Below are 23,095 nucleotides of genomic sequence, written 5' to 3' on the forward strand. Positions count from 1 at the left end.
GACGTGTTTACCCCTTCTGCATCTGTTCGATGATCGCGACCACGAACGCGGGCAGGTCGTCCGGTGTGCGGCTCGTGATGACGTTCCCGTCGATCACCACTTCCTGATCGACGTAAGTTCCGCCCGCGTTGGTCACGTCGTCCTTGATGGAGTGGAAGCACGTCACCTTTTTGCCCTTCAGCGCGGTCGTGCTGCACAACACCCAGGGGCCGTGACAAATGGCCGCGACCGGCTTGCCCTGCGCGGACAGGTCGCGCACGAGCTTGAGCATCGGTTCGCTCCGGCGGATGTAGTCGGGCGCGAAGCCGCCGGGGATCACGATCGCGTGGAACCGATCGGCGCTGGTGTCCTTGGCGGAGGCATCCGCTTTTGCCGGGTAGCCGAGTTTGCTCGGGTACGTCTTCCCGGCTTCGGGGCCGACGAGCACCACCTCGCACCCGGCCTCGCGCAGCCGGTACACCGGATACCACACTTCCATTTCTTGGTATTGCTGTTCGACTAACACCGCGACGCGCTTACCCGCGAGGTTCATGGGATGCTCCGTAAAGAGGTGGGCGATGAGAAGTGTATTGGTCAGCGGACGAACGGGGTTTCGGTTCGCCTTGCAAAAACAGCGCCGAAGAGTGAACCGGAAACCGGAGCGCGAACGCTTCCCGAACCGGCGCCCGAAATCGCGCTGCGTATTTCACAGACGCCCTAATCTCAGGGGTGCAGGACCGGGTTTGTGAGTTATGCGGCTGTGGTTCGGCGCTGGAATGGGGCCCGGGCCTTGCGGCGAAGTGTTTGGTGAGCCGCTCGTCGTCGCTGAGCACGGCCACTCGGACGGCCAACACGCTCTCGGCCCCGTGGCTCGTTCCAGAACGTCTCGGTGCCTTTGACCCGGTAGTTGATCTCTTTGACCAGCGACTCGACCCACGAACGGGTGACCGGAAGACCGGCCTTGCGGTACTCCGGGTACTTCATCCGGTCCACGTTGTTCCACACGGCGGAGCTTCGACGAGTACGCCGGAAGGGCTGCGCGGGCCAGGCGCAGAGTTTCCCGAGCGACGGCTCGCGGGGGACTCGGTCACGGGGTGTAATGGCTTCATACAACTTCGGATGCCGCTACTCGACCAAGGAATTCAACAGAGCAAGACTTTGAGTAATGTAGGCGCGTTCTCGACTAGGCGAGAACTGCGCTTTATTGTTTTGCTTTTATGCGATTCACTTTTGCGTCCTTTTTTGCCTTTCTCTTTCTCCCGTCTTCACTTCTGCAAAATCAGCTTCCCGCGCCGGGTGATGCGCAAACGATATCGCACCCCGTCGAGGTCGATCCACACCTCGCGCTTGCCGGCGAACAGTTCGTCCGCCTTGATGGTTCGGTCCGGGCCAACATCCGGGGCCTCGTCGCGGTCTTCTTCCAGTTCCGTGTCGCTCATGGCGGCACCTTTCAATTGCGGTACTGAGACGCAATTTCAAAGGCTTCTGCCGCACCGAATTCCGCCCGCGAGCAAACTCGCAGTGATTCAGTGCGATCTTTTTTGCTTCGGATGTTGACAGTATCTAATCCGGCCGTAATGTAAAGCCATCTTGTTGAGAATTTGTCTCAACAATGCCCGCAATGAGAACCGCCTGAGTTGCCTCGGGTCGTTCTCGCGGGAGCTTGCTCCGCTATTGCTCGGGACGCGCCCTGACCCGCTTCGCGCCCACCGCGCTCCGCAACGCAGCTCCTCTCCACAGATTTTCCCGGAGTGCACCGTGAATCCGAACCAGTTCCGCCGCGCATTTACGTTGATCGAATTGCTGGTCGTGATCGCGATCATTGCGATCCTGATCGGGCTGCTCCTGCCCGCGGTGCAAAAGGTCCGCGAAGCGGCCGCTCGGATGAAGTGCGCCAACAACCTCAAGCAGATCGGGCTTGCCGTTCACAACTACCACGGGGCGGTAGAGAAACTGCCCCCGTTCAGTTACGCCCCGAACGGGCACGACGAGGGCGGCTCGACGTCCAACGCCTTACCGCCCGAAGCCCCGTCCAAGCACCACAGCGGGTTCCTGTACCTGCTCCCGTACCTGGAGCAGGACAACATCGCCAAGCAGTACAACCCGGCCAAGGGAGCCACCGACAAGACGACCCCGCTCGTCGCCGGCGGGCCGACCAACTTCGATCTCACGAAGAACCCGATCCCGACGTACCTGTGCCCGGGGATGCCCGCGCCCACCGCGACCGGGTACGGGGCGTACTGCAGCTACGCCGCGTCGCGCGGGAACTTCCAGTACGCCACCGACGCCAGCGGGACCGTGGTCACCTCGCCGAAGCTCCGCTGGACCGCGGACGACGGCATGATGGCCTCCGCCTTCCAGCCGCCCCCGTGGGCTCGCCGACGACCGTCCTGGGGACCGTAACAAAAATCAACCTGGCGAGCGTGACGGACGGGCTGTCCAACACGTTCCTGGTGGGCGAGAAGCACTACCGGGTGCTCGGGAGCACGTGGGTGAGCGGGACGAGCAACTTCGACGGCTCGGACCTGACCGGCCGGCCGTACACGGGCAACACGAACTATGCGTTCCCGCACCCCGGGGCCGACACCAGCGACGGCGTCACGATGACCCCGATGAACACCCGGACCCTCGTGGGCAAGAGCGCCACGGTGAACGCCAAGGCGGGCACCGCGTCCGCGACCGCGGGCGGGTTGAGCACCAACGACGCGACCGCGTGGTACCGGAACACGGCGCTCTCGGCCTTTAATAGCTCACACACCGGCGGGTGCAATTTCGTGTTCGGGGACGGGTCGGTCAAGTTCGTCCGCGACTCCATCGACATGACCACGTACCGCGCGCTCGGGAGCCGGAACGGTGGCGAAGTGATCGGCGGCGACTACTAAATTCGGGGAACCCAGGGAGACGACGATGAGCGTTGCTGAACCGACCGAGCAGTTGGCCCCGGCTGCGGCCCGCACGCCGGTCCCGCGCGTGGCCCGGCGCCCGATGCGCAAACGGGCCATGCACCTGGTGCGCCGGGGGCACTTGTATTTCGGGCTGTTCCTGTTGCCTTGGGTGATCCTGTACGGGGCCACCGGGTTCCTGTTCAACCACCCCACGGCGTTCAGCGACGCACCGTTCGTCTCGTTCGGTGCGAGCGAGATCCGTGACACGCCGATGGAATCGCTGCCGGCCCCGAGCGCGATCGCCGAACAGGTGGTTCAGGCCCTCAACGAGCGCGCCAAAGAGGGGAAGCCCTACGCGCTCGTAGAGCCGGAGAAGGTGAAGTACACGCGCGATTTCGCGTTCGCCACGGTGAAGGTCGATGACCGCGAGGTGAGCGTCCTTTTCGACGTGACCAACCCGGGGGGCACGGTGCGCTCGCGCCCGGCTCCGGTGGCCGCAAAGGTCGAAGAGAAAGCGCCGTTCGCCATTGGTAGCGCCAAGGGCGGCGCCACCAAAGGTGGTGGTAATCGGGGCGGTGGCGGCGGTGGTGGTCGGGGAGAGCGGCCCGCTCCGAAGGGCGGAGAGAAGTCCGACGCGCCCGCGGCCGCTGCGCCCATGACCGGCCCGCTCGCGCTGCCCGACCCGATGCACGAGCGCGTGAAGGCGGCCGTGCCCGTCGTTCTGGAACGCACTGGTTTCCAGGGCGGTGAAGTTAAGGTGAGCAGCGTGCCGGATCTCAGCTTCCTGATGTCCGACGGCACGAAGACCTGGCGCGTGAGCTACAACGCGATGGAGGGCACTGTGAGCGGCGCGTCCACCGACGCGGCTCCGCCGGCCGACGAACTCTCGACGCGCCGGTTCCTCACGCGCCTGCACCTCACGCACGGGTTCCCCGGGGGGCAGAACGCGAAGTGGTTCTGGGCGGTCATCGTCGACGCGATGGCCTTCGTCATGGTGTTTTGGGGCGTGTCCGGTATCTTCATGTGGTGGCAGCTCAAGGCCACGCGCAAACTCGGGTTCGTCGTTCTGCTGTTTAGTGTCGGGGTCGCCACCGCACTCGGACTTGGGATGCACGACGTCCTTTCGCCCCGTTAACGAAGGTTTTTGAGGATAGTAATGCGAACGATTCTCGCGCTCTTGGGGCTGGCGGTCGCGGGTACCTCCGCGACCGCGGCCGATGCCTGGCCCAGCTTCCGCGGCACCGGCGACGGTGCGGCTAAAGGCGATTACCCGACCCAGTGGTCGCCGAAGGACGGCGTCGCGTGGAAGGCGGACCTTCCGGGATACGGGCAGTCGTCGCCAGTGGTGTGGGGCGGCACAGTGTACCTCACGGCCGTCGAAGGGGACCAGCGCGAGAAGGGGTTCGTCGTCGCCCTTGATGCGAAGACCGGTAAGGAGAAGTGGCGCCACACGTTCGAGCCGACGCAGAAGGCGAAGTGGGGCTTCACCATTAGCCGCGCGGCCCCGACCCCGTGCGTCGACGCGGACGGGCTGTACTGCTTCTTCGAGGGCGGTAACCTGATTGCCCTCACGCACGCGGGCAAGGTGCGCTGGGAGCGGTCGCTCTCGAAGGAGTACGGCGAGTTCCAGGGCGGTCACGGGGTCGGCAGCTCGCCGGCCCAAACCGCTGACGCGATTTACATTCTGATCGATCACCGCGGGCCGTCGTACCTGCTCGCGGTCGATAAGGCGACCGGCAAGAACAAGTGGAAGACGGAGCGCGAGCAGAAGGGCGCGTGGACCTCGCCCGTGATCGCGACCCGTGACGGCAAGCAGGAAGTGATCGCCAGCAGCGCCGGCACCGTGATCGGCTACGCGGCCGATATGGGCAAAGAACTGTGGAAGCTCGACAACGTGGTCGGGAACACGCTGCCGTCGGCGTCGGTGGTCGGTGACCGGGTGCTGTTCGGGGGCGGTGCCAGCCGTTCCAAGGACGACCCGCCCGCGGGCGCGAAGGGCAACGGGTGCCTGAAGCTCGTCGCGAAGGACGGCAAGCCCGGGTTCGAGACCGCCTGGACCGCGAAGGTCGGGATCTCCAACTACGCCACCCCGCTCGGTTACGAGGGCGTCGCGTACTTCGTGAATCAGGTGGGCGTGGTGTACGCGCACGACCTGAAGACCGGTAAGGAGCTGTTCTCCGAGCGGATCGACGGGGCGTGCTGGGCGTCGCCGCTGGGCGCAGGCAAGTACGTTTACTTCTTCGGCAAAGACGGCACGACCAGCGTGCTCAAGGCGGGTTCGGAGTTCGATCTGGTCGCGTCGAACAAGCTGTGGGAACCGAAGCCGAAGCCCAAAGCCGCCGCGGGTGCTCCGGAGAAGAAGGACACCCCGGGCGAGTACCTCGACCCCATCGTGTACGGGGTCGCTGCGGTCGACGGCGCGTTCTTCGTTCGCACCGGTACACAGTTGTTCCGCGTCGGAAAGTAAGCCTCCCGCGCGGGTGCGTCGAGAGGCGCGCCCGCACTACCCCTCGAAGTCTTTCGCGAACGCGGCCGGGCTGAGTTCTTCCCCGGTCGCGAACTTGGCCAGTTCCTTCCACGTCTTCGTGCGGCCCGGCTCGAACACCTTCTCCTTCATGAACCCGCCCACCTTCTTCTCACCGATGTAGATGGTGGTCTTCGGGTCCGCGTTGAACACGGCCTTCGAGAGCGCGTGGTGGACCTGCGAGGCGAACAACTGGCCCATCATGTAGTTGTGGTAGTACACCGGGGCGCTGCAAATGTGGATCTTGCTCGCGTAGTCCGGCGCGTTGCGGTCCTTCGGCTTCTTCACCTGTTGGTACTGCTCCACCAGATCCCACCAGAGCTTGTTGAGGTTCTGCTTGGGGTCTTCGTACATGGCCTTCTCGAACCGCAGCATCACCTGGCACCACCGGCTGAAGATGAGCAGTTGGTTCCGCTGCACCTTCTTGGCGGCTTCGTCGAATTCGGCCGGCGCGTCCACTTTCACGCCCATCTTTTCGAGCCACGCGCGCGACTTGCTGAACCGCTCGAACTGCATCGCGACGCCCTCGGTCGCGAGGATGTGGGCTTCGGCCCGCAGCAGGTACGGCACCGTCTGCGGGATGTTCTTCGACGAGTACACCGAGTGCCCCAGTTCGTGGAGCATCGTGCCCATCCAGTACTCGTTGGGGACGATGTTCGCGAGCACGCGCACGTCGCCCTCGCGGTCGATGTCGGTGCAGAAGGCGTGCGGCGACTTGCCCTTCTTCTCGTACAGGTCGCTCCGCGCGATCACGTCGTCGATGGGCAGCCCGATGCCCGCGTAGAAGTCGCGGCAGAGCTTGAGCAGGTCGGCCTTCGTGTACGGCGCGTCCAGGTTCGCGTCGAAGACCGCGGGCGATTCTTGAAAGAAGGGATCAAAATACGACCACGGCTGTAGGTCGGTGACTGCCACATTGAGCTTCTTCGCGAGCCGCTCGTCGATTTCGGCCTTCGACTTCGTGAACGGCTCCTTCGTGAGTTTGTCGAGGTCGTCGAACAGCTTGATGAGTTCCGTGCCGTCCTGCTCGTTGAGCGTGAGTTGCAGCGCGTGGAAGTTCTTGAACCCGAGCTGCGTGGCCGCTTCGTTGCGGAGCTTCACCAACTCGGCGAGGTCCGCCTCGACCGCGGCGCCGACGCCCTTGCTCGCTTCCCACACTTTCTGACGCAGCGTCGAATCGGTGGATTCCTTGAGCGTGCTGCGCACCTTGCTGTCCGGGATCTCCTGCCCGTCCACCTTCGCGCGGAACACGTTGAACGCCTGCTCGACGGCATTCGCCTTCGCGGTGATCTTCTTGAGCAGTTCCGGTGCGACCTGCTTTTCGAGGTACTGCAGGTACAGCAGTTGGATCTGGCGCGCGGTCAGTGCGTCCTTGATGCCGCCCTTATCGGCCGCGGCTTTGAGAGCCTTCACGCGGTCGAACATCTTCTTGTCGGAGAGCGCCGCGTCGATCTTGTTCTGCGCCTCTTCCTTCTTCTGGAAGTCCTCGTCCTTGCCGGTGGTGTTGGCGGTCCACCACGCGATCCCGCTCGCGACCTCCAGGGGCTGCAACTTCGTGACGTGGGCCTTGATAACAGCCGCGGCTTCGTCGTTGCCGTCCGCGCCCGAGAGCGCGTCGGGGATCAGTGTAGCGGCCACGGTAGCGCCTCCGGTGAGCAGGAACGTGCGACGGTCTTGCATGGTGGTGTTGGGTGTTTGAGGTTGAATACAGAAGAACCGCAGATCACGCAGAGAACGCAGATCAATGCAAAAAGCGGAGAACTCGCGTCGGACAGAATAAGATGGGCGCGTCCTTCACGACTTCCGTTGTTTCGTCCCAATGCCTCGTTGTGTTCGATCTGCGTTCTCTGCGTGATCTGCGGTTCTTCTTCGCCCGGCATTTTACTCAGGTCGAGTAGACCCATTTTCCGAGCCAGAGCGCGGGGGGCAACAACAAAAGCACGAGCAGCCCGGGCAGCCCGACGAACATCGTCGCGAGTACCGCGTCGAGGAACACCAGCCCGAGGACGCACCGCTTGACGGCGGCTTGCACGTTGCGCGGTCCCGGGTCGGCGATCGCGCGCGAAACGGGCAGACCCACCAGGAACCCGAACCCGACCAACAGGTACGGGAACGCGAACGTGCCCAACGCGCTCCCGAGTTTCACCCGGAGCAGCAGCGCGAGGAACAGCGCGAGCCCGATGACGCCGGCCGCGAGAGCGAGGTCTCGCTGGCGGCTCTTGCTCTCTTCGGTGCGGGCGAACCACGTCACGCCCACGATGTACACGCCCACGACGCCCGCGAGGTGGATGCGCTTTTCGATTTCGAGTGCGGAATCGGGGACGAGTGACAGCGCGAACAACACGTTCAGGAACCGGCACGCGGCCATCGCGACCGGGCCGAAGGGTGTGCGCTTCGCCCCGCCGTCGTAAATGAGCACCGCCGCGATTAGCCCCAGCGCGAACACCAGTGGCTCGTGGGTCCACTCCGCTTGCGCCACGAACCCGGCCGCTCCAGCGAGTGCGACCCCGGCCGCGAACAGCAGCACGCCGAGAGCGACCGCAGTTCCCCGATTCACTCGCCCGGACGGGAGCGGCCGGAACGGGCGCGCCTTTTTGTCTTCGGCGAAATCGAAGAAGTCGTTCCAGACCATCCCGGCGAGGTACAAGCACCCCGACGCGAGCGCGAGGATGAGGTACGCGCCCCAAAACTGGATCGGCGCTGAAGGGAGCAGGGCCGCGCCGACGCAGGCGCCGAGCGCGATATCGGCGAACGCGGTAAACACGTTCGGGATGCGGAGGAGCTGAGCAAAGGCGAGCAGTCGGTCGCGGTTCATGAAAGTGGTATATCGACCGTGTACGCGGCCGGACTGTGAGTGGCCGTGTTCGCGCCGAGGGTCGCCAGTTCCTCCACGGTGTTCGCGTACCGGATGTCGCGAACCGTTTCGGCGAGCAGGCGCCCGTGCGCTTCGAGTTTGTGATTCTCGTCCAGCCCGATGAGGATCACACTCACCGCGAACCCCTGCCTCCGCAGCGTGCCGAGCGCGATCGCCGTTTCGACCGGCACCCGCGGAAGTACGGCAATCACCGTCGCGTCGCGGGGCATGCGCGCGGCCATTTCTAACGCGAGTTGCGCGAAGGTGAAGGCGTCCGTGAACTCGAGCCGCGCGAGCGCTTCGCGGATCTGCTGGAACTGATCGAACCCGCGCCGCGTGTCCACCACGACCGGCCGAATGCGGTCGCTCTCTTCGTTTAGTGCGAACCGGTCCCGGGCCTCGTCGCGCGTCGCGTGCCCCTCGACTTGCGCTTCGGGCGATTCCGCGGCGAGCGACTCTTCCCGGATGCGATCGGCGGCGTCGCGCCCGTTGCTCGCGAACCCGACTTGCACGTTCAGCACCGAGACCGCGTAGGCGATGCTCACGGCCGTAGTGACCACGAGGTCCGAGCGGTGCGGTTCGCCGCGCTTGTGGTAACCGTCCTGGTGGAAGTCGACGAGGATCGTTGCGCCGGCGAGCGTGGTGGGTTCGTAAATGCGGCTGTGGAGCTGGCCCGTGCGCGCGGTCACCTTCCAGTGGACGCGCTGGAGCGGGTCGCCCATGACGTATTGCCGCACGCCCGCGGTCCGAGTCGGGTCTTCAAAGAGCCGGTTCTGGAGTCGCACTTCCCCAATTGGCCGCTCCGACGCGAAGTTGTACTTGGGCAGGTCCACGACCTTGGGGTACACCATCACGTAAATCGGCTTCCCGATCACGCGGTGGCGCCGGTGCAGCCCGAATACGTCGCCCGTTTCGAGCAGCGTCGGCCCGAGCGGGTAGTACCCGCGCATCGCGAACGTGACCTTGTACTTGATCGTCTTCGTTTGCTTCCCGCGAAGGGTCACGACGTGAACGCGCTTGCCTTTGACCGTAATACGCGGCGTGCGGGCCTTCACCGCGAAGTCCGGTAGCAGATCCTCGACCAGCACCCACGCGATCGGAATCGCCCCGGTGTTCGTGAGTGTAACCGTCACTTCGGTCGTTTCGCCCACTTCGCGCGGGGCCGAGTCGCACTCGCGCGTCGCGCCGAGGTCGCGCACCCATCTCCGGGCCAAGTAGCGCGACAGCAGGTACACGCCGAGCAGCACGTACCCCGCGAACGCGACCAACCCCGCCTGGAGCGCGATCGCGGCGCCGATGAGTGCGACGATTACGAGAAACCAACGCATCTTAAATAAGGCAAAAGGAAAAAGAGAAAAGGAAAAACGAGTGCGGGGAAAGAAGACGAACGGGGCACAGTGCTTCAAGCGTTTTCCTTCGCGCGGCAAACGATGGCACCGAGTATTCGCTTGAGTTCTTCGGCTTCTGCCAGCAGCGTTTCGACTTCGCTGGAACCGACGAGCAGAGTTCGCTTGAGGAGGCGGAGCCAGTACGCCGTCTCTCGCGCTTCTTTGAGGGCGATTGCGTTCTTACTGATGAAGTCGGCGCGACTCTGTCCCGCTTGCCCCTCTTCGACGTTGGCTCCGATGGACGTTCCCGCCTTCAACAGCTGGTCGCTGATCCGCCGCGGAGCGCCCGGGCGCTCGCCGCGTCGCACGCACAGGTCCACGATCTGAACAGCGAACTCGAATGTCCGTTCCGTGATGTCGTATGGGGGCATTGGGCGGCTCCAAATACGGGGGTAAACGCGAACAATGTACCTCTTTTACTTGCCTTTTGGTCTTTGATTTCTTCTCTTCTTTTTGCTTTCTCCGACCTTTTTGCCTTTCGCCTTTTTCCTTTTTCCTTCACTAAGAGAAGTAGTCCTGTTGCGTGGCCTTCATCTTGTCGGTGATCGGCACCTTCGCGTCGTCGACCAAGTCCTTCACCACGGCGACCGCGGTGCGCTTGCGGAGCCGGCTTTCGGGCTTCAGGATGAGCCGGTGCGCGAGGACCGGCTGCGCCATGCGTTTCACGTCGTCGGGGAGCGCGAAGTCGCGCCCGGTGACCGCGGCGAGCGCCTGGGCCGTGCGGAACAGCGCGATCGACGCGCGCGGGCTGCCGCCCAGGAGCACGTCCTCGTTGTTGCGGCTCGCGTGGACCACTTCGAGGATGTACCGCTTCACCTTCTCGTCCACGTGGATACCGCGGACCGCTTCCTGGCACGCGATCACGTCTTCGGCCGTCACGACGGGCTTTAACTCGTCGATGGGGTGGCCCATCTGCAACCGCGAGAGCATCTTGCCCTCTTCTTCCATGCTCGGGTACCCGAGGCTCAGGCGGATCAGGAACCGGTCGAGTTGGGCTTCCGGGAGCGGGAACGTGCCCTCCTGGTCCACCGGGTTCTGCGTCGCGATCACGAGGAACGGGGGCTTCAGCACGTAGGTCTGGCCGTCCACGCTCACCCGGCGCTCGCCCATCGCTTCGAGCAGCGCGGCTTGCGTGCGTGGGGTGGCGCGGTTGATTTCGTCGGCCAGGAGCGTTTGGGCGAACACGGGACCGGCCCGGAACTCGAACTCGGCCGTTTTCTGGTTGTACACGTTCACGCCGGTCACGTCGGTGGGGAGCAGGTCTGGCGTACACTGGAGGCGCTTAAAGGTGCAGCCCGCGCTTCTCGCGAGTGCCCGGGCCAGCATCGTCTTCGCGACACCGGGCACGTCTTCGAGCAGGATGTGCCCCTCCGAGAAGTACGCCGCGACCGCGAGCGTGAGCTGCGGGCGCTTGCCGATGATGACCTTCTCGATGTTGGCAATGATGCGGTTGGCGATGCCCGCCACGTCGGTAGACATAAGGCTTTCCGAAGTAGATGCGAGTCCGAGTGTTCAGCTTACGCCCAGAACCTAACCACCCAACCCCCTTCCTCAAAAAGGGCGGGCACCCACGAAAGACGCCGCTCGCGGTCACCGATTCCGGTTTCGCGGCGTAGAGGGCGCGCGATTTCTCGCGGACCGGCGCTTCGCGGGCCGGGTTGCACTTCTCGCGCGGGTAAAATGCAGCGTGGAGCCGGGTAGGAGCTGTTCAGCGGATCGAAGCGAAAGTGGAGCGCGATGCCCCTACACCTGACCGAAGCCCAACTGAACGAGCCGGTGACCACGTACATGCGTGCCGACTTCGCCACCCTGGACCCGGAGTGGACCGTGGGTGAGGCGCTCGCGCACATGCGCAAGCACCCGCCGCCCGGCCGGATCATCTACTTTTACGTGGTCGACGCGGCCCTTCGGCTCGTCGGGGTGGTGCCCACGCGCCGGCTCCTGCTCGCGACCCTTGAGACGCCCGTCAAGAGCGTCATGATCGCGTCCGTGATCGCGATCCCGACTTCGGCCACGCTCCTCGATGCGTGCGAGTTCTTCACCATGCACCGGCTGCTCGCGTTCCCGGTCGTGGACGAAATGCGCCGGCTGCTCGGCGTTATCGACATTGAAGCTTACGCGGAAGAACTAGCCGAAACCGGCGAGTCCACCCCCGCACCGGCGTCCCCCGGCCCGCGCGACGACGTGTTCCAGTTAATCGGTGTGCGGCTCACCCGGTCGCAGCAGGCGCGCCCGTTGGTCGCGTTCCGCGGGCGGTTCCCGTGGTTGCTGTGTAACGTCGCGGGCGGCACGCTAGCGGCGATTCTCGTGGAAATCTACCACGTCGAACTGAACTGGCAGCACGCGGTCCTCGCGCTCTTCATCCCGGTTGTTCTCGCGCTCGCGGAAAGCGTCGCGATTCAGTCAGTGACACTCGCGCTCGAAGCGTTCCGCGAAACCGGTCCCTCGTGGCGCGAACTCTTCCGCCGGCTGCGCCCCGAAGCGCTGACCGGTTTGTTGCTCGGTCTCGCCACGGGCCTTCTGGTGGGGGTGATTGCGGCCATCTGGCAGAACCTTGCGGTGCTGTTCCTGATCGTGCTGGGTGGGATCGGGATCGGCGTAACGTGTGCCGCGGTCGCGGGAATGGCGGTGCCGCACGTTTTGCGGCTACTGAAACGCGACCCGCAGGTCGCCGCGGGGCCGATCGCGCTAACTTGTGCAGACGTGGCCGCGTTACTGGCTTACTTCAACCTCGCGCGCCTGCTCACGTAACCCAGATCGCCAGACTTGAACCAAACTCGCGCGAATCGTGAGGTTTGGTTCACGAACGGTTCCGGCCGCGCCGATAACACAAGCGATACCGGTAGTTACCGGGGTCGTTTCGTGCTGGGGGGAGCGGTTATGGCAGCGGCGCGTCGGTGCAAGTTCCTGTTCGTCGTCGCCGGACTGGTCCTGACCGCCACCGGTTGCATGCACGGCTCGCACGTGGGGCAGTTCGGGTCGGCCCCGATGCCCAACGACGCGAACGCGCACATCCAGGTGCCGCCGGAAGACGCCGTGCCGCGCGAAATGAAGAAGATCACGCTCCCGCCCTACGTGATCGAGGCCCCCGACCAATTACTCATTGAGGTCGTTCAGCGGACCAAGATCACGGAGTTTGACACGGTGAGCGGCAAACCGCTCCTGAACACGGACGGGACCGAGCGCAAGAAAGACGTGACCATTCCGCTCACGGTCCAACCGATCTCGGGGCCGTTCCAGGTTCGGCTCGACGGCTCTGTTGGCCTCGGGTTTTGGGGAGCGGTGCCGGTTGCGGGGCTGACGCTCGATCAGGCGGCCGAAGCGATTAAAACTCACCTGACCCGAGAGGCGGCGCTGAACAAGTTCGAGACGAAGCCGGAGAGCATTATCGTGATCGTGGACGTAATTGCTTACAACAGCAAGCGGTATTACGTCATTGTGGACGGGGGCGGTCAGGGCGCCGGGGAGCAGGTCGTGTCGTTGCCCATTACCGGTGGCGAAACCGTATTGGACGCGATCTCCAACATTGGCGGCCTGTCCGACGTGTCCAGCCGCCGGAACATCTGGGTCGCACGCCGCACGCCGCACGCGGGGCAGCCGTGGCAGATCCTGCCAGTCGACTGGGTCGGGCTGAGTCAACACGGCATCACGCACACGAACTACCAGATCCTCCCCGGCGACCGCGTGTATGTGAAGGCCCAGCGCCTCGTGACGATCGACCGCACGCTCGCCCGGGTCATCGCCCCTGTCGAGCGGATATTCGGGATCACGCTCCTCGGGTCGAGCACTGTGAACCAGATCGCCGGGCGCGGGAACGGGTTCGGGAACAACAACTGACCGTGCGGGGCGTTCGGAACGCGAGGTGCGGCCTGGAGTGTGGTTAGAAGCTCGTGGGGCACTCAACTCGGAGGATTCACGACATGATGCGCTTCTTGTTGATGACGGTCGCGGTATTCGGCTCGGCCGGGACCGCGGCGGCCCAGTACCCGATGCAACAGCAGCAACAGTACCCGCCGGGGGGTGTGATGCCGAACATCTACAACCCGCAGAACCAACCGCTCAGCCCGTACCTGAACCTGCTGCGCGGCGGTAACCCTGGCGTGAACTACTATTACGGCGTGCGCCCGGGCACCGTGGGCGGGGCCGGTCAAGGCGGGTTGGGCGCGCCGTTCACGGCCGCCGGCGGGAACCGGACCCTGTTCTTCCCGCAACTGGCGAACGCCCAGGATCCGTTCCAACCGCGCGAGGTCGGCGTCGGCAGCGTGCTGCCCCCGGCCGGGCACGCGGTCGTGTTCAGTAACACGATGGGTTACTTCCCGTCGCCGTTCGGGAGCCGTGGCGGTTCCCGGTCCGGGTTGGCCGGGATCGGGACATCGGTCCCGCTGACGCCGAAAAGGTAAACTCTGAGGGCCGGTACCGCGGAAGAAGGATTCTTGACGCGGTCCGGCACGTTCTCCGCAGCACTATCGAAGCTCTCAAGGACGAGGCCATGCGGACATTTGTGGGCGTGATCGCGGTGCTGGGGTTGGCCGTCACGGTGGCCGTGGCGCAACCACCGCGTGAGCGTGGCGCGACCTTTCTACCGCCCGAACCGCTGAAACCCGGTGACGTACCACCGGTCGCACGCGGCGCCGCCGCGGACGATTTCCCACCGTCGTCGTTTCCCAGTACGCCGGTCACGCGGCCGAACACCGGAACCGGCTCCGGGCGCCCGGGCGTGGCCGGTCCCGCGTGGCTGAACGGGCCGAACGCGGACCCGGGAGTCGTTCCCGCCGGTGGGAGCGTGACGCGCGGTAACAACGCGCGCCAACTCACTCCGCAACCGAAGGACGAGCCCGGGCTGCTGTCGAAGGGGTTCGACCGGTTGAAAGGCCACGCGCCTCAACCGCAACCTCAGACGCAGCAACCAGAACCGACCGCCTCGACCCCGTTCCGCGGGACGAGCGCGAGCGGGTCGCCGGTGTTCGCCGGACCGCCCGCGTACCGCTGGTTCGGGTGGGGCACGGTGACCCCGGGCGCGAACCCGTTCGCCCCGGCAGGGGAATACCCGAAGGCGTCTGCGAACTGGTACTCGATCACGGGGGCAACGCCCGGTGCGTTTCCCGTTCCCGTCATGAATCCGCTGCGCACCCCGCCCGGTACCGAACCGCCGAACTACAGTGCGAACCGCGGTACGTATCCGCCGCAGCAAGCGATCGTTCCGGTTACGACCCAATCGCAGCCGTCGTTGCAACCCGCGCCGCAGTTTCAGCCGCGCCCGCAACCGCAATCGCAGATTCCGCCGGCTCAGGTCCCGCAAAACGATCGGCCCGAGCTACCGAAGTTCAACCCGACGGGGGAATCGAAGTTCGCGCCCGCACCGGATGCCGGCACTCCGCCCGCGGCCGTCCAGAAGCCGGCCGTGCCCGTAAACTTACCGCGCATTACCGCGCCGCCGGTTCTGCCCCCAGTTGCAATCGCACCACCTGTTGTTCCCGAGCCGCCCGCGGTCGCGGTCGCCATCAAGGAACCGGCCCCGATCCCGTTTCCACCCGCAACGACTATGACGAAGCCGGAACCGGCTGCCGAGCAACCCGTCGGCCCGCGGATCGCAGCTCCGTCCGTTCTCCCGGCGGTGGAACCCACCAAACCAGTCGCGGTCCCGCAACTCCCGCCCGGCCCGCTCCCGATCTCGGTGACTGAAGAGCCGAAGCCGGAAGCGCCCGCGCGCGTCGAAGTGAAGGAGCCGAAGCCGCCAGAAGCGCCGAAGCGCGAAGAGTACCACTGGCAGATGGCCCCCGCGTCCACGCAGCCGGCTCCCGGCACCTGGGCGCCGGCCAGCAGCGCTCAGCCCGCGCCCACCCCGGCGCCCGCGCCGCCCGCGAACGAAGCACCGGCGTGGAAGTCCGGTGCGGCAAACGTGAAACCCGTCGTGGCCCGGGCACAAATGTCGGACAACACCCCGGACCCGATCACGACTCTGGTTCGTCAAGTGTGTCAAGGGCGCGCCACCTTTGTGGAAGTCCGCTGGACCGGTACGAAGAAGCTGATTGTGAGTTTCGAGGTGCGGACCGCGGTCGAAGCTCAACGACTCGTCACCGATCTCAGCCGTCAGAAGGAACTGGCGCCGTATCAAATCGACTTCTGCGCTATCGTGAAGTGAAAAGTGAACGGTCGGTGTGAACCGGAACTGGCGAACGGCCGGCTTACAGACCGGGGAGATAATAGACTTGTTGCGCAATAGGCGCTGATCCAGGCGTACTTCGGCCATGCAGTCGTGTGGCCGTTATCCGTACACGCGGTTGTGGAGGCCCGCGACGTTCTTCATCATCACCGTGTGGCGCCGGAGCGGATTGCGATACCGGTCTGAGGCGATGCGCCAGATCTTCATCTTCCCGATCCCGTGTTCGGCCACGATCCGCTCCTTCGCCAACCGCCGATTCGCGTGCCTCTGCTCGTCACTCAGTTGCCCCGTCCTCGGCTTCTTTTTGGGTACCCGTAAGTGGCTCCCCTGATACCCACTATCGCCCGATTTCGGCACGCCCTCGGGAACCTGCAACCGCGACCGGTCGTACACCTTCTTGTCGCGAACGCGCCCCTTCGCCCCCTTCGACACGGCCTTGATCCGCACCTTCTGTTTCTCGCCCGGTCCCTTGCGCGCCCGCGTCACGACCACGTGATGCTTCACCGTGTGACGCTTCTTCTTCCCCGAGTAACTGCGCCGTTGGCCTCGCGTGGGGCGATTCACGGGTTGCTCGGTCGCGTCCACGAACACCGCTTCGAGGTCGTCCGGATCGATGCGCACCTTGTTCTCCGGGATGCGGAACACACCGGTCATGCACAGGCTCAGTTCCTGAACCTTTCGCGACACCGTTCCCTTATCCACGCCGAACAAGAATCCCACGAACTCCTGCGTGATGTACGTTTGCAACGAATCTAATAAGAACCCGATTCTCACTGACATTCAGTCGCACCCCGGTCGGCGCGTCGGGAACCGGGGGGGGACCGTGACTGACTGAGCCACTCCCTTCGCCTTCCCGCGCCACTGCCGTTCGACATCTTCCGCTAACGTCCACAGTTTTTCCGGGTCTTCCAGCTGGTGATTCTCGATGCACACACGGATGCGCGCGGGCGGCAATTCGGCCGGTTCGAGCCACAAACGTACTGGCGCGTTCGGGCTGGTGTTGAAATCGGCGTTCCACCGTTTGATGAGATGTCCGAGAAACGGGCGACCGCCGATCTCCCCAAACATGTCGCAGGTCCATTGCGGTCTGGACGTCAACGCATCGTTCAGCGAGGCCGCCGCGCTTGGCCGCCGGCCTTCCAAGCACGGCGGTTCCTCTCGCACCAGTTGGCCCCGTCGGTGCTAGGAGTTCCCCATTGCAGAAGTGCTGGCTGCTGACAGGAGAATGGGCAGAAAGGTTCGCACAAAATTTTTGCAGTGACTTTCAGTTCGCAGAATTGCCCCACCGGTAAACGCCAGTGGGGCATCGGAAATGCTCGCGAAGAGCGGTTCAAATCGGATCGAGGAAGAATCGGCCGATGTCGTTCGTGATGGGTTCTGACCGCTTCCAATCGTACCACCGGATGCGGTAGCGATCCTCTCCGCGACTTGCGTCAGTGTTAGCGATTGCTACAACCACTCCTTTTCGCCAAGTCGCCGCATGTCGCACTCGTTGCCCAACCGACAGCGGTGGTTCGGCATCGAGTTTGATGTGCTCTGCATGTTCAGTCATAGTTGTCTCGTGAGTTCCGCGATTGTTCCGTCATCTTGACGAAATTAAGAATCGCGTCTTGATCTTATACACCTTCCGGTTGAGGCAACACCTCAGAACGGGAGATTTGCTGATTTCTTCTGAAAAGAACAGTTGCTGAAGCGGATCATGCTGCATCTCGCGAAAGGTTTTTTGCAGTAGTTTCAGTTCGCGAAATTGCCCCACGGGTAAGCTCCAGTGGGGTAACAGACGTGTTCAGCGTGCGGCTTAGGGCTTAGCTCAACAGTTCGACCATTTCTTTTGCTCTGCTCAAAGCATCTTCTGGACTTGGGTACTTCTCAACCGGAGCGAGTGCGATCCACTTGCCGTCTTTGTTCTGCTCGATGTGCCATTTGTCTTTGGCTACTCCATCGCGCTTAACTCGAAGCGCTCCATCGTCCGATTCCCAGCCGTCCGCACCGAGTGCCTTCCAGTTCATTGAGCGTTCTCCAAGTTGAGTTAGTGCCGAGGCGCGAAGGTCATTTGGTCGATTGTGTCCTGGATCGCTTGCGGCACTGGTTGACCATTCGGCATCCGGAAATCGACTAGCACGACGTTTTGCCGTCCTTGGGGAAGGACATTATGTGTTACGTCAACCGATAGCGTTCCCTGCCGGTTGTCTACCTGAACCAGTTGGTTGCGATAGGGCAACAGAGCATCGGTTTGAGCGTCAGTTGGGTTGACGGCACTGAGGACATCGTGTTCCATTCTTAGAACCCTCGCCGCAAGCATGAATTAGCGAACGCAGCCGCACTCTCGACGGCTTCCCCCGCGGTCCGGTAAGGGCGGATTGACTTCACTTTTCGCCCCGTTCGCCGGTCTCGCACCACACCCCCGATACCCGATAATCGTGTAGCCGTTCGGCATGCGCACCAGTTCCCCGTTTAGAGATTCTTGAATCGGCGCGTGAATCTCTTCCACCGTGCATTCGTACACGTGTTGTTCCCTTGCTTGGGCGACTGTTTGTCAGATGTGTCAACAGTAGCGGATGCGCGTTTGAGGCGGAAGCTGAAAACAGAAGAAAAAGATAGATTTGGCACGAAAAATTCTGTCGACATCTTTTCAGCTTCTAGCATCGCGCATGGTCAAAAGCTCGCCCGTGTTCCGGGCTGTTCCCCGTGTGTTTCTGGTTAGTGGGGTTTAGTGGGGGATTTTGGCCTAATGGGGGCAGAAAACGGGACTTCCGGAAAATGAAGCAACCCCTGGTTTTTCCAGGGGTTGTGTCGAGTAGCGGGGGTGGGAATTGAACCCACGACTCCTCGCTTATGAAGCGAGTGCTCTAACCTCTGAGCTACCCCGCCAGGGGTCTTGTATTTACTGTATTTTCAAGCTGGTCCTCGGCAACTAGTATCCTAGCGATATACTCGAAACTACATTTAGCCTCTTTTCGGCATCGTTGTAGCATCGGTAATTTTGTATCCGCGGTGCCGGATGTAGCGCCGGTACTTGTCCGGCGCGAACTCATCCAACACCTACCCAAGAAGTCCCACAACCCGTCGATGGTTCGCTTGCCGGCGGCTCGAAGCAGCCCCTTGAGCTTGGATAACGCCAACTCGATGGGGTTGATATAGTGGACCCCGAAAACTGGACCACCGTTAAGCTACACCGGCGGCCCAGGAAAGGGGAACCGATGGCGGGCAAGCGAAAGAGTCACTCGGCGGCATTCAAGGCCCGGGTCGCACTGGCCGCCCTCAAGGGGGACAAGACGGTCAATGAGGTGGCCGCTCAGTTCAGGGTGTAGGACCGCATTTGCAATCAAGCAGCCTGGGTGCTCGTCCTGCGGACAACTGACCCCGGCCGAGCATCGAGATGCTTGGCGAGTCGTTCGTCTTCGCTCAACACTGCTGCCCGAACTTGGAGAACGCTTTCCGCTCCGGACTCGTTCCAGAACTTCTCCGTCCCCTTGACCCGGTAGTTGATCTCCTTGATCAGCGACTCCACCGCCGCCCTGGTCACCGGCAGGCCCAACCGACGGTACCGCGGGTACTCCATGTGGCCCGCGTTGTTGCTCACGTAGGTCAATGTCCGCTCCACCACCACCCGCCAATCGCCCTCCGACACCTCGGCACCCGGCGGACTCCAGCCCCGGTCCTCGGCGCGGGTTCGGATCGCGGTCACCACCTCACCGCCCTTGCTCTGCCAGCACGAGGTCATCCAGCCCACGTACAACCACCAGCGCTCCTCCGCATCCGCCGACAGGGCGGTCGCCGCGGCGTACAGGTGCGACAGCACATGGACGAAGTCGGCGACCGGCTCGAAGTCCGCGAACCACTTGTCGCGGATCGCCCAGTTGTACCGCGGCCCGTCGCCCAAGAACGCCCGACGTCCCGATCCGTAGAAGTTCCGCGCGTACGCCTCGGCCGCGACCACCTTCCCGAACCGGTCGCGGTCCTGCATGCTCACCACGCAACTCCGCTCGCCCCGCGCCGGCGGCCGCACACGGGGGCGCGCGTCCGCTTCCGGCGCGGCCTCCGGAAGGGGCGCGGACCCGGCCTCCGCCGGGAGCGCCGGCCAATCCGGGTTCGTACCCCGTTGGGCGTGGATCGCTCGGGCCAACTCGTCCACGCGGTTGCGGTCGGTGAACACGCGCGGCGGATCGGTGCCCGGTTCGGCCCCGTCGAGGGTGTACAGGCAGGCGACCTTGTCCTCCTTCCACCCGTGCTCGTGGACGCCCGGCCCTTTGCCCGGGTGGGGCACACGGGTCTGGATCCGACCACCGTCCACCGCCACGACCGCACCCGCGGGGGGCGGCCCGCTCGACGCGGCGGTGGTGGACGTAGTCCTCCACCTCACGGTCTCGTCGGGTGGCCAACTCCCGGCCCACGTCCTCGGTCAGGCGCCGGATGTGCGAGGCGCTGATGGTGAGGTCGGCCAGGTTCTTCAGAACCCGTGCCGCGGCCGCGAACGACTTCAATTCGCCGGCGTCCACGATCTTGCGGGTCGCACGCGGGCTATACGCGTGGCTGTTGAACCCCAGCGGCACCCGTTGGGGGGAAAAAGTCCCGGCGACAGTCCGGGCAGTGGGCCTGGGGCTCGTGGTGCTCGAAGGAGCCCTCGCCGGTGGTGAGGAGCCGATCCTCGGTGGTCAACGGACAAGACCGTTCGCAGTCGGGACAGGGATGTTGTGTGCCCAGCGCGTGAGCCTGCTGTTGGGTGGCCACTTCGAGGGTGCCGGCCAGCAGGCCACGAACCGCGGCGAGAGCGACTTGTTCCATTTGGTCGAGATTGATGTCGAGCCCCGGTCCGTGTTCGCCCCAGTGCTCCTTGACGATGATTTTGCCCCACCGTTTGGCCAGTTCGGTGATCCGCTCCAAATCCTCGGGTGTCGGCTTGTGCGTGGCCATGTTCCCTCCCGGCAACAGGTTCCGACTCGGGCGCCGCAGGAAATCCTATTCCGAACTGAGGGCCGAGGCACTTGCTATCACAAATGCGGTCCTGCACCCGCACTAGGGGCAAAACTTCTACTGACCTTCCGTTTCCCGGTCCAATAGCGTTACGCTACCAATTCTTTTCGCGCGATCCGCCGGAGGCGAGACGATGGCCGCCAAGTTCCAGCTCACCAGTCAGTACGCCCCCGCGGGCGACCAGCCCAAGGCCATCGAGCAACTGACGCAGGGCTTCGCCAACGGCAAGAAGGTGCAGGTGCTCCTCGGCGCCACCGGGACCGGGAAGACGTTCACCGCGAGCTGCATGATCGAGAAGCTCCAGAAGCCCACGCTCGTCCTCGCACACAACAAGACGCTCGCGGCGCAGCTCTACAAGGAGTTCAAGGGGTTCTTCAAAAACAATGCGGTCCACTACTTCGTCAGCTATTACGACTACTACCAACCCGAAGCGTACATCCCGCAGCGCGACATCTACATCGAAAAAGACTCCTCGATCAACGAGAACATCGACCGGCTCCGGCTCGCCGCGACGTCCGCGCTCGTGAGCCGCGAGGACGTCATCATTGTGGCGAGCGTGTCGTGCATTTACGGTCTCGGTAGCCCGTCCGACTACAAGCGGATGATGGTCTACATCCAGAAGGGTGAGACGCTCGATCGCGACAACACGCTCCTGCGGCTCATCGACGTCCAGTACAAGCGCAACGACATCGCGTTCGAGCGCGGGACGGTCCGGGTGCGCGGCGACACCATCGACGTGTGGCCCGCGTCCGAAGAGTTCGCGTACCGCATCGAGCTGTTCGGTGACGAGGTCGAAACGCTCTCGGTGATTCACCCGCTCACGGGCGAAACAATCAAACCGCTCGACGAACTGTACATCTACCCGGCCAAGCACTTCGTCACGCCCGAAGAGCGCGTGCAAGCGGCCGTGAAGGGCATCGAAGACGAACTGAACACCCGGCTCGAACAGTTCAAGAACGAGGGTAAGATTCTCGAAATGGAGCGCCTCAAAGCGCGCTGCCGGTACGACCTCGACATGCTCCGCGAGGTCGGCTACTGCTCGGGCATCGAGAACTACGCCCGGTGGTTCAGCGGGCGCGCGCCGGGCGAGCCCCCGTACACGCTCATCGACTTCTTCCCGGAAGATTTCCTGCTCGTCGTAGACGAATCGCACGTCACGCTGCCCCAAGTGCGCGGGATGTACTTCGGCGACCGTAGCCGCAAAGAAACGCTCGTCGAGCACGGCTTCCGACTCCCCAGTGCACTCGATAACCGGCCGCTCAAGTTCGACGAGTTCGAGGGCCGGATGAAGCAGTGCCTTTGCCTCTCCGCCACCCCCGGTCCCTACGAACTGGAGAAAGTCGGCGGCGAGGTCGTCGAACAGGTCATTCGCCCGACGGGGCTGGTCGATCCGGTCATTCACGTCAAACCCGCACGCGGACAAGTGAAAGACCTAGAAGCGGAAGTGCGCGCCCGCGCCGCGAAGGGCGAGCGGGCGCTCGTCACGGTGCTGACGAAGCGCATGGCCGAAGACCTCACGACGTACTTCCGCGACGCCGGGATGCGGTGCAAGTGGTTGCACTCGGAACTCGACGCCATCGAGCGCATCACGGTGCTGCGCGAACTGCGCGAGGGGCAGTTTGATGTACTCGTCGGCGTGAACCTGTTGCGTGAGGGACTGGACCTTCCCGAAGTGTCGCTGGTCGCGATTCTCGATGCGGACAAGGAGGGGTTCCTCCGGTCCGACAAGTCGCTGATTCAGACGATGGGCCGCGCCGCCCGCAACGTGAACGCGGAAGTGATTCTGTACGCGGACGTCGTGACCGATTCGATGAGCCGCGCGATGAACGAAACGAACCGCCGGCGCGTGATTCAGCTCGCGTACAACGTGGAGCACAACATCACCCCCACAACGGTGAAAACGGCGATCAAGAACGAGATCGAGGACGAGATCGAGGCGCACCAGATGGCGCAGGCCGCCGCGACCGGCAGCACCGCCGCGGCGGAAGATTACGTGACTGTTGAGTACGTGCAGAGCCTCTACGAAGAGATGCTCGAAGCCGCGAAGACACTGGATTTCGAGCGTGCTCAGGCGCTGCGCGACCAGATTGTGAAACTTGAAGGCGAACTCAAGAAGAAACACGGCGCCGCGGCACCGCCGAGCGTTCTGGGCAACAAGAGCGTTCCCGTGAGCCAGCCGGCGGGCGCCAAACGCAAGTCGAAGTGGAAGAAGGGCGGAACGTGATAATTCTTCGCGATGAGAATCGCCATCTGGCACGATTCGCGAAGAAATGAGAAGGGGAAGTTGGGTGTAACCGGTCTTCGGGAAGGGAGATAAGATCAATCTGACCC

Annotated in this window: 21 protein-coding genes and 1 tRNA gene; 9 read left to right on the forward strand and 13 right to left on the reverse strand. The window is 63.7% G+C overall.

Annotated features, from left to right (window positions below; genetic code table 11):
• Positions 1–7: 7 nt before the first annotated feature.
• Complete coding sequence (locus tag VT84_RS33955) at positions 8–532, reverse strand: type 1 glutamine amidotransferase domain-containing protein (RefSeq protein WP_082842661.1); 525 nt, start codon at positions 530–532, stop codon at positions 8–10.
• 712 nt (positions 533–1,244) lie between these two features.
• On the reverse strand, positions 1,245–1,418 hold the full coding sequence (gene hemP / locus VT84_RS33960; protein ID WP_082842662.1) for a hemin uptake protein HemP: 174 nt from the start codon (positions 1,416–1,418) through the stop codon (positions 1,245–1,247).
• A 319-nt stretch (positions 1,419–1,737) separates the two neighbouring features.
• Here hemP and VT84_RS41860 point away from each other — a divergent pair, with 319 nt between their 5' ends.
• Genes VT84_RS41860 through VT84_RS33980 form a run of 4 tightly spaced genes read left to right on the forward strand, consistent with a single transcriptional unit; the run spans position 1,738 to position 5,331 of the window.
• Positions 1,738–2,382, forward strand: coding sequence for a DUF1559 domain-containing protein (locus tag VT84_RS41860; protein WP_157470148.1), 645 nt, complete (start codon positions 1,738–1,740; stop codon positions 2,380–2,382).
• Positions 2,349–2,861 (forward strand): DUF1559 domain-containing protein, encoded by a 513-nt coding sequence (locus VT84_RS41865; RefSeq protein ID WP_162271943.1) that lies wholly within the window; start codon positions 2,349–2,351, stop codon positions 2,859–2,861. Before VT84_RS41860 ends, VT84_RS41865 begins: the two co-directional genes overlap by 34 nt.
• A gap of 25 nt (positions 2,862–2,886) precedes the next feature.
• Positions 2,887–3,999: a hypothetical protein gene (locus VT84_RS33975; RefSeq protein ID WP_082842664.1), complete on the forward strand. Its 1,113-nt coding sequence runs from the start codon at positions 2,887–2,889 to the stop codon at positions 3,997–3,999.
• A gap of 21 nt (positions 4,000–4,020) precedes the next feature.
• The gene (locus VT84_RS33980; protein WP_052550791.1) at positions 4,021–5,331 is read left to right on the forward strand and encodes a PQQ-binding-like beta-propeller repeat protein; all 1,311 of its coding nucleotides are present in this window, start codon (positions 4,021–4,023) and stop codon (positions 5,329–5,331) included.
• Positions 5,332–5,367: 36 nt separating this feature from the next.
• Here VT84_RS33980 and VT84_RS33985 read toward each other — a convergent pair whose 3' ends face one another.
• The 5 genes from VT84_RS33985 to VT84_RS34005 all read right to left on the reverse strand — a co-directional run bounded on the left by VT84_RS33985 (position 5,368) and on the right by VT84_RS34005 (position 11,106).
• Complete coding sequence (locus tag VT84_RS33985; protein ID WP_082842665.1) at positions 5,368–7,065, reverse strand: M2 family metallopeptidase; 1,698 nt, start codon at positions 7,063–7,065, stop codon at positions 5,368–5,370.
• Between the two features lie 205 nt (positions 7,066–7,270).
• Positions 7,271–8,200 (reverse strand): UbiA family prenyltransferase, encoded by a 930-nt coding sequence (locus VT84_RS33990; protein ID WP_082842666.1) that lies wholly within the window; start codon positions 8,198–8,200, stop codon positions 7,271–7,273.
• Positions 8,197–9,567, reverse strand: coding sequence for a DUF58 domain-containing protein (locus tag VT84_RS33995; protein ID WP_082842667.1), 1,371 nt, complete (start codon positions 9,565–9,567; stop codon positions 8,197–8,199). The genes VT84_RS33990 and VT84_RS33995 overlap by 4 nt, the downstream gene beginning before the upstream one ends.
• Before the next feature lie 74 nt (positions 9,568–9,641).
• A complete protein-coding gene (locus VT84_RS34000) occupies positions 9,642–9,998 on the reverse strand; it encodes a four helix bundle protein (RefSeq protein WP_082842668.1) in 357 nt (118 codons plus the stop codon).
• Positions 9,999–10,128: 130 nt separating this feature from the next.
• Positions 10,129–11,106, reverse strand: a complete 978-nt coding sequence (locus VT84_RS34005) for an AAA family ATPase (RefSeq protein WP_082842669.1) — start codon at positions 11,104–11,106, stop codon at positions 10,129–10,131.
• 258 nt (positions 11,107–11,364) lie between these two features.
• On the opposite strand from VT84_RS34005, the gene VT84_RS34010 reads away from it, so the two are divergent.
• The 4 genes from VT84_RS34010 to VT84_RS34025 all read left to right on the forward strand — a co-directional run bounded on the left by VT84_RS34010 (position 11,365) and on the right by VT84_RS34025 (position 15,769).
• Complete coding sequence (locus tag VT84_RS34010) at positions 11,365–12,378, forward strand: magnesium transporter (RefSeq protein ID WP_082842670.1); 1,014 nt, start codon at positions 11,365–11,367, stop codon at positions 12,376–12,378.
• Between the two features lie 129 nt (positions 12,379–12,507).
• Positions 12,508–13,464, forward strand: coding sequence for a polysaccharide biosynthesis/export family protein (locus VT84_RS34015; protein WP_082842671.1), 957 nt, complete (start codon positions 12,508–12,510; stop codon positions 13,462–13,464).
• Positions 13,465–13,547: 83 nt separating this feature from the next.
• Positions 13,548–14,027, forward strand: a complete 480-nt coding sequence (locus VT84_RS34020; RefSeq protein ID WP_082842672.1) for a hypothetical protein — start codon at positions 13,548–13,550, stop codon at positions 14,025–14,027.
• An 89-nt stretch (positions 14,028–14,116) separates the two neighbouring features.
• The gene (locus tag VT84_RS34025) at positions 14,117–15,769 is read left to right on the forward strand and encodes a hypothetical protein (RefSeq protein ID WP_082842673.1); all 1,653 of its coding nucleotides are present in this window, start codon (positions 14,117–14,119) and stop codon (positions 15,767–15,769) included.
• Positions 15,770–15,892: 123 nt separating this feature from the next.
• On the opposite strand, the gene VT84_RS34030 is transcribed toward VT84_RS34025, so the two are convergent.
• The 6 genes from VT84_RS34030 to VT84_RS34055 all read right to left on the reverse strand — a co-directional run bounded on the left by VT84_RS34030 (position 15,893) and on the right by VT84_RS34055 (position 20,704).
• Complete coding sequence (locus tag VT84_RS34030) at positions 15,893–16,570, reverse strand: HARBI1 family protein (protein ID WP_239465554.1); 678 nt, start codon at positions 16,568–16,570, stop codon at positions 15,893–15,895.
• The gene (locus tag VT84_RS34035; protein ID WP_082842674.1) at positions 16,571–16,858 is read right to left on the reverse strand and encodes a hypothetical protein; all 288 of its coding nucleotides are present in this window, start codon (positions 16,856–16,858) and stop codon (positions 16,571–16,573) included.
• 737 nt (positions 16,859–17,595) lie between these two features.
• Positions 17,596–17,799: a hypothetical protein gene (locus tag VT84_RS34040; protein WP_052550765.1), complete on the reverse strand. Its 204-nt coding sequence runs from the start codon at positions 17,797–17,799 to the stop codon at positions 17,596–17,598.
• A gap of 789 nt (positions 17,800–18,588) precedes the next feature.
• Positions 18,589–18,661, reverse strand: a tRNA-Met gene (locus tag VT84_RS34045).
• 454 nt (positions 18,662–19,115) lie between these two features.
• On the reverse strand, positions 19,116–20,153 hold the full coding sequence (locus tag VT84_RS34050; protein WP_157470150.1) for a LysR family transcriptional regulator: 1,038 nt from the start codon (positions 20,151–20,153) through the stop codon (positions 19,116–19,118).
• 158 nt (positions 20,154–20,311) lie between these two features.
• Positions 20,312–20,704: a hypothetical protein gene (locus tag VT84_RS34055; RefSeq protein WP_082842676.1), complete on the reverse strand. Its 393-nt coding sequence runs from the start codon at positions 20,702–20,704 to the stop codon at positions 20,312–20,314.
• 193 nt (positions 20,705–20,897) lie between these two features.
• Here VT84_RS34055 and uvrB point away from each other — a divergent pair, with 193 nt between their 5' ends.
• Positions 20,898–22,988, forward strand: a complete 2,091-nt coding sequence (uvrB, locus tag VT84_RS34060) for an excinuclease ABC subunit UvrB (RefSeq protein WP_082842677.1) — start codon at positions 20,898–20,900, stop codon at positions 22,986–22,988.
• The last annotated feature ends 107 nt before the right edge of the window (positions 22,989–23,095 follow it).

This window comes from Gemmata sp. SH-PL17, assembly GCF_001610855.1.
GTDB classification, from domain to species: Bacteria; Planctomycetota; Planctomycetia; order Gemmatales; family Gemmataceae; genus Gemmata; species Gemmata massiliana.

Bases quoted from the DNA above. Each gene is read 5' to 3' on its own strand.
- VT84_RS34035 (WP_082842674.1), bottom strand. From the start codon at position 16,858: ATGTTTGGGGAGATCGGCGGTCGCCCGTTTCTCGGACATCTCATCAAA.
- VT84_RS34055 (WP_082842676.1), bottom strand. From the start codon at position 20,704: ATGGCCACGCACAAGCCGACACCCGAGGATTTGGAGCGGATCACCGAA.
- VT84_RS33985 (WP_082842665.1), bottom strand. From the start codon at position 7,065: ATGCAAGACCGTCGCACGTTCCTGCTCACCGGAGGCGCTACCGTGGCC.
- VT84_RS34005 (WP_082842669.1), bottom strand. From the start codon at position 11,106: ATGTCTACCGACGTGGCGGGCATCGCCAACCGCATCATTGCCAACATC.
- VT84_RS34010 (WP_082842670.1), top strand. From the start codon at position 11,365: ATGCCCCTACACCTGACCGAAGCCCAACTGAACGAGCCGGTGACCACG.
- VT84_RS33995 (WP_082842667.1), bottom strand. From the start codon at position 9,567: ATGCGTTGGTTTCTCGTAATCGTCGCACTCATCGGCGCCGCGATCGCG.
- VT84_RS34020 (WP_082842672.1), top strand. From the start codon at position 13,548: ATGATGCGCTTCTTGTTGATGACGGTCGCGGTATTCGGCTCGGCCGGG.
- VT84_RS34040 (WP_052550765.1), bottom strand. From the start codon at position 17,799: ATGAACTGGAAGGCACTCGGTGCGGACGGCTGGGAATCGGACGATGGA.
- VT84_RS33975 (WP_082842664.1), top strand. From the start codon at position 2,887: ATGAGCGTTGCTGAACCGACCGAGCAGTTGGCCCCGGCTGCGGCCCGC.
- uvrB (WP_082842677.1), top strand. From the start codon at position 20,898: ATGGCCGCCAAGTTCCAGCTCACCAGTCAGTACGCCCCCGCGGGCGAC.
- VT84_RS34025 (WP_082842673.1), top strand. From the start codon at position 14,117: ATGCGGACATTTGTGGGCGTGATCGCGGTGCTGGGGTTGGCCGTCACG.
- VT84_RS34000 (WP_082842668.1), bottom strand. From the start codon at position 9,998: ATGCCCCCATACGACATCACGGAACGGACATTCGAGTTCGCTGTTCAG.
- VT84_RS34015 (WP_082842671.1), top strand. From the start codon at position 12,508: ATGGCAGCGGCGCGTCGGTGCAAGTTCCTGTTCGTCGTCGCCGGACTG.
- hemP (WP_082842662.1), bottom strand. From the start codon at position 1,418: ATGAGCGACACGGAACTGGAAGAAGACCGCGACGAGGCCCCGGATGTT.
- VT84_RS34030 (WP_239465554.1), bottom strand. From the start codon at position 16,570: ATGTCAGTGAGAATCGGGTTCTTATTAGATTCGTTGCAAACGTACATC.
- VT84_RS33955 (WP_082842661.1), bottom strand. From the start codon at position 532: ATGAACCTCGCGGGTAAGCGCGTCGCGGTGTTAGTCGAACAGCAATAC.
- VT84_RS33990 (WP_082842666.1), bottom strand. From the start codon at position 8,200: ATGAACCGCGACCGACTGCTCGCCTTTGCTCAGCTCCTCCGCATCCCG.
- VT84_RS33980 (WP_052550791.1), top strand. From the start codon at position 4,021: ATGCGAACGATTCTCGCGCTCTTGGGGCTGGCGGTCGCGGGTACCTCC.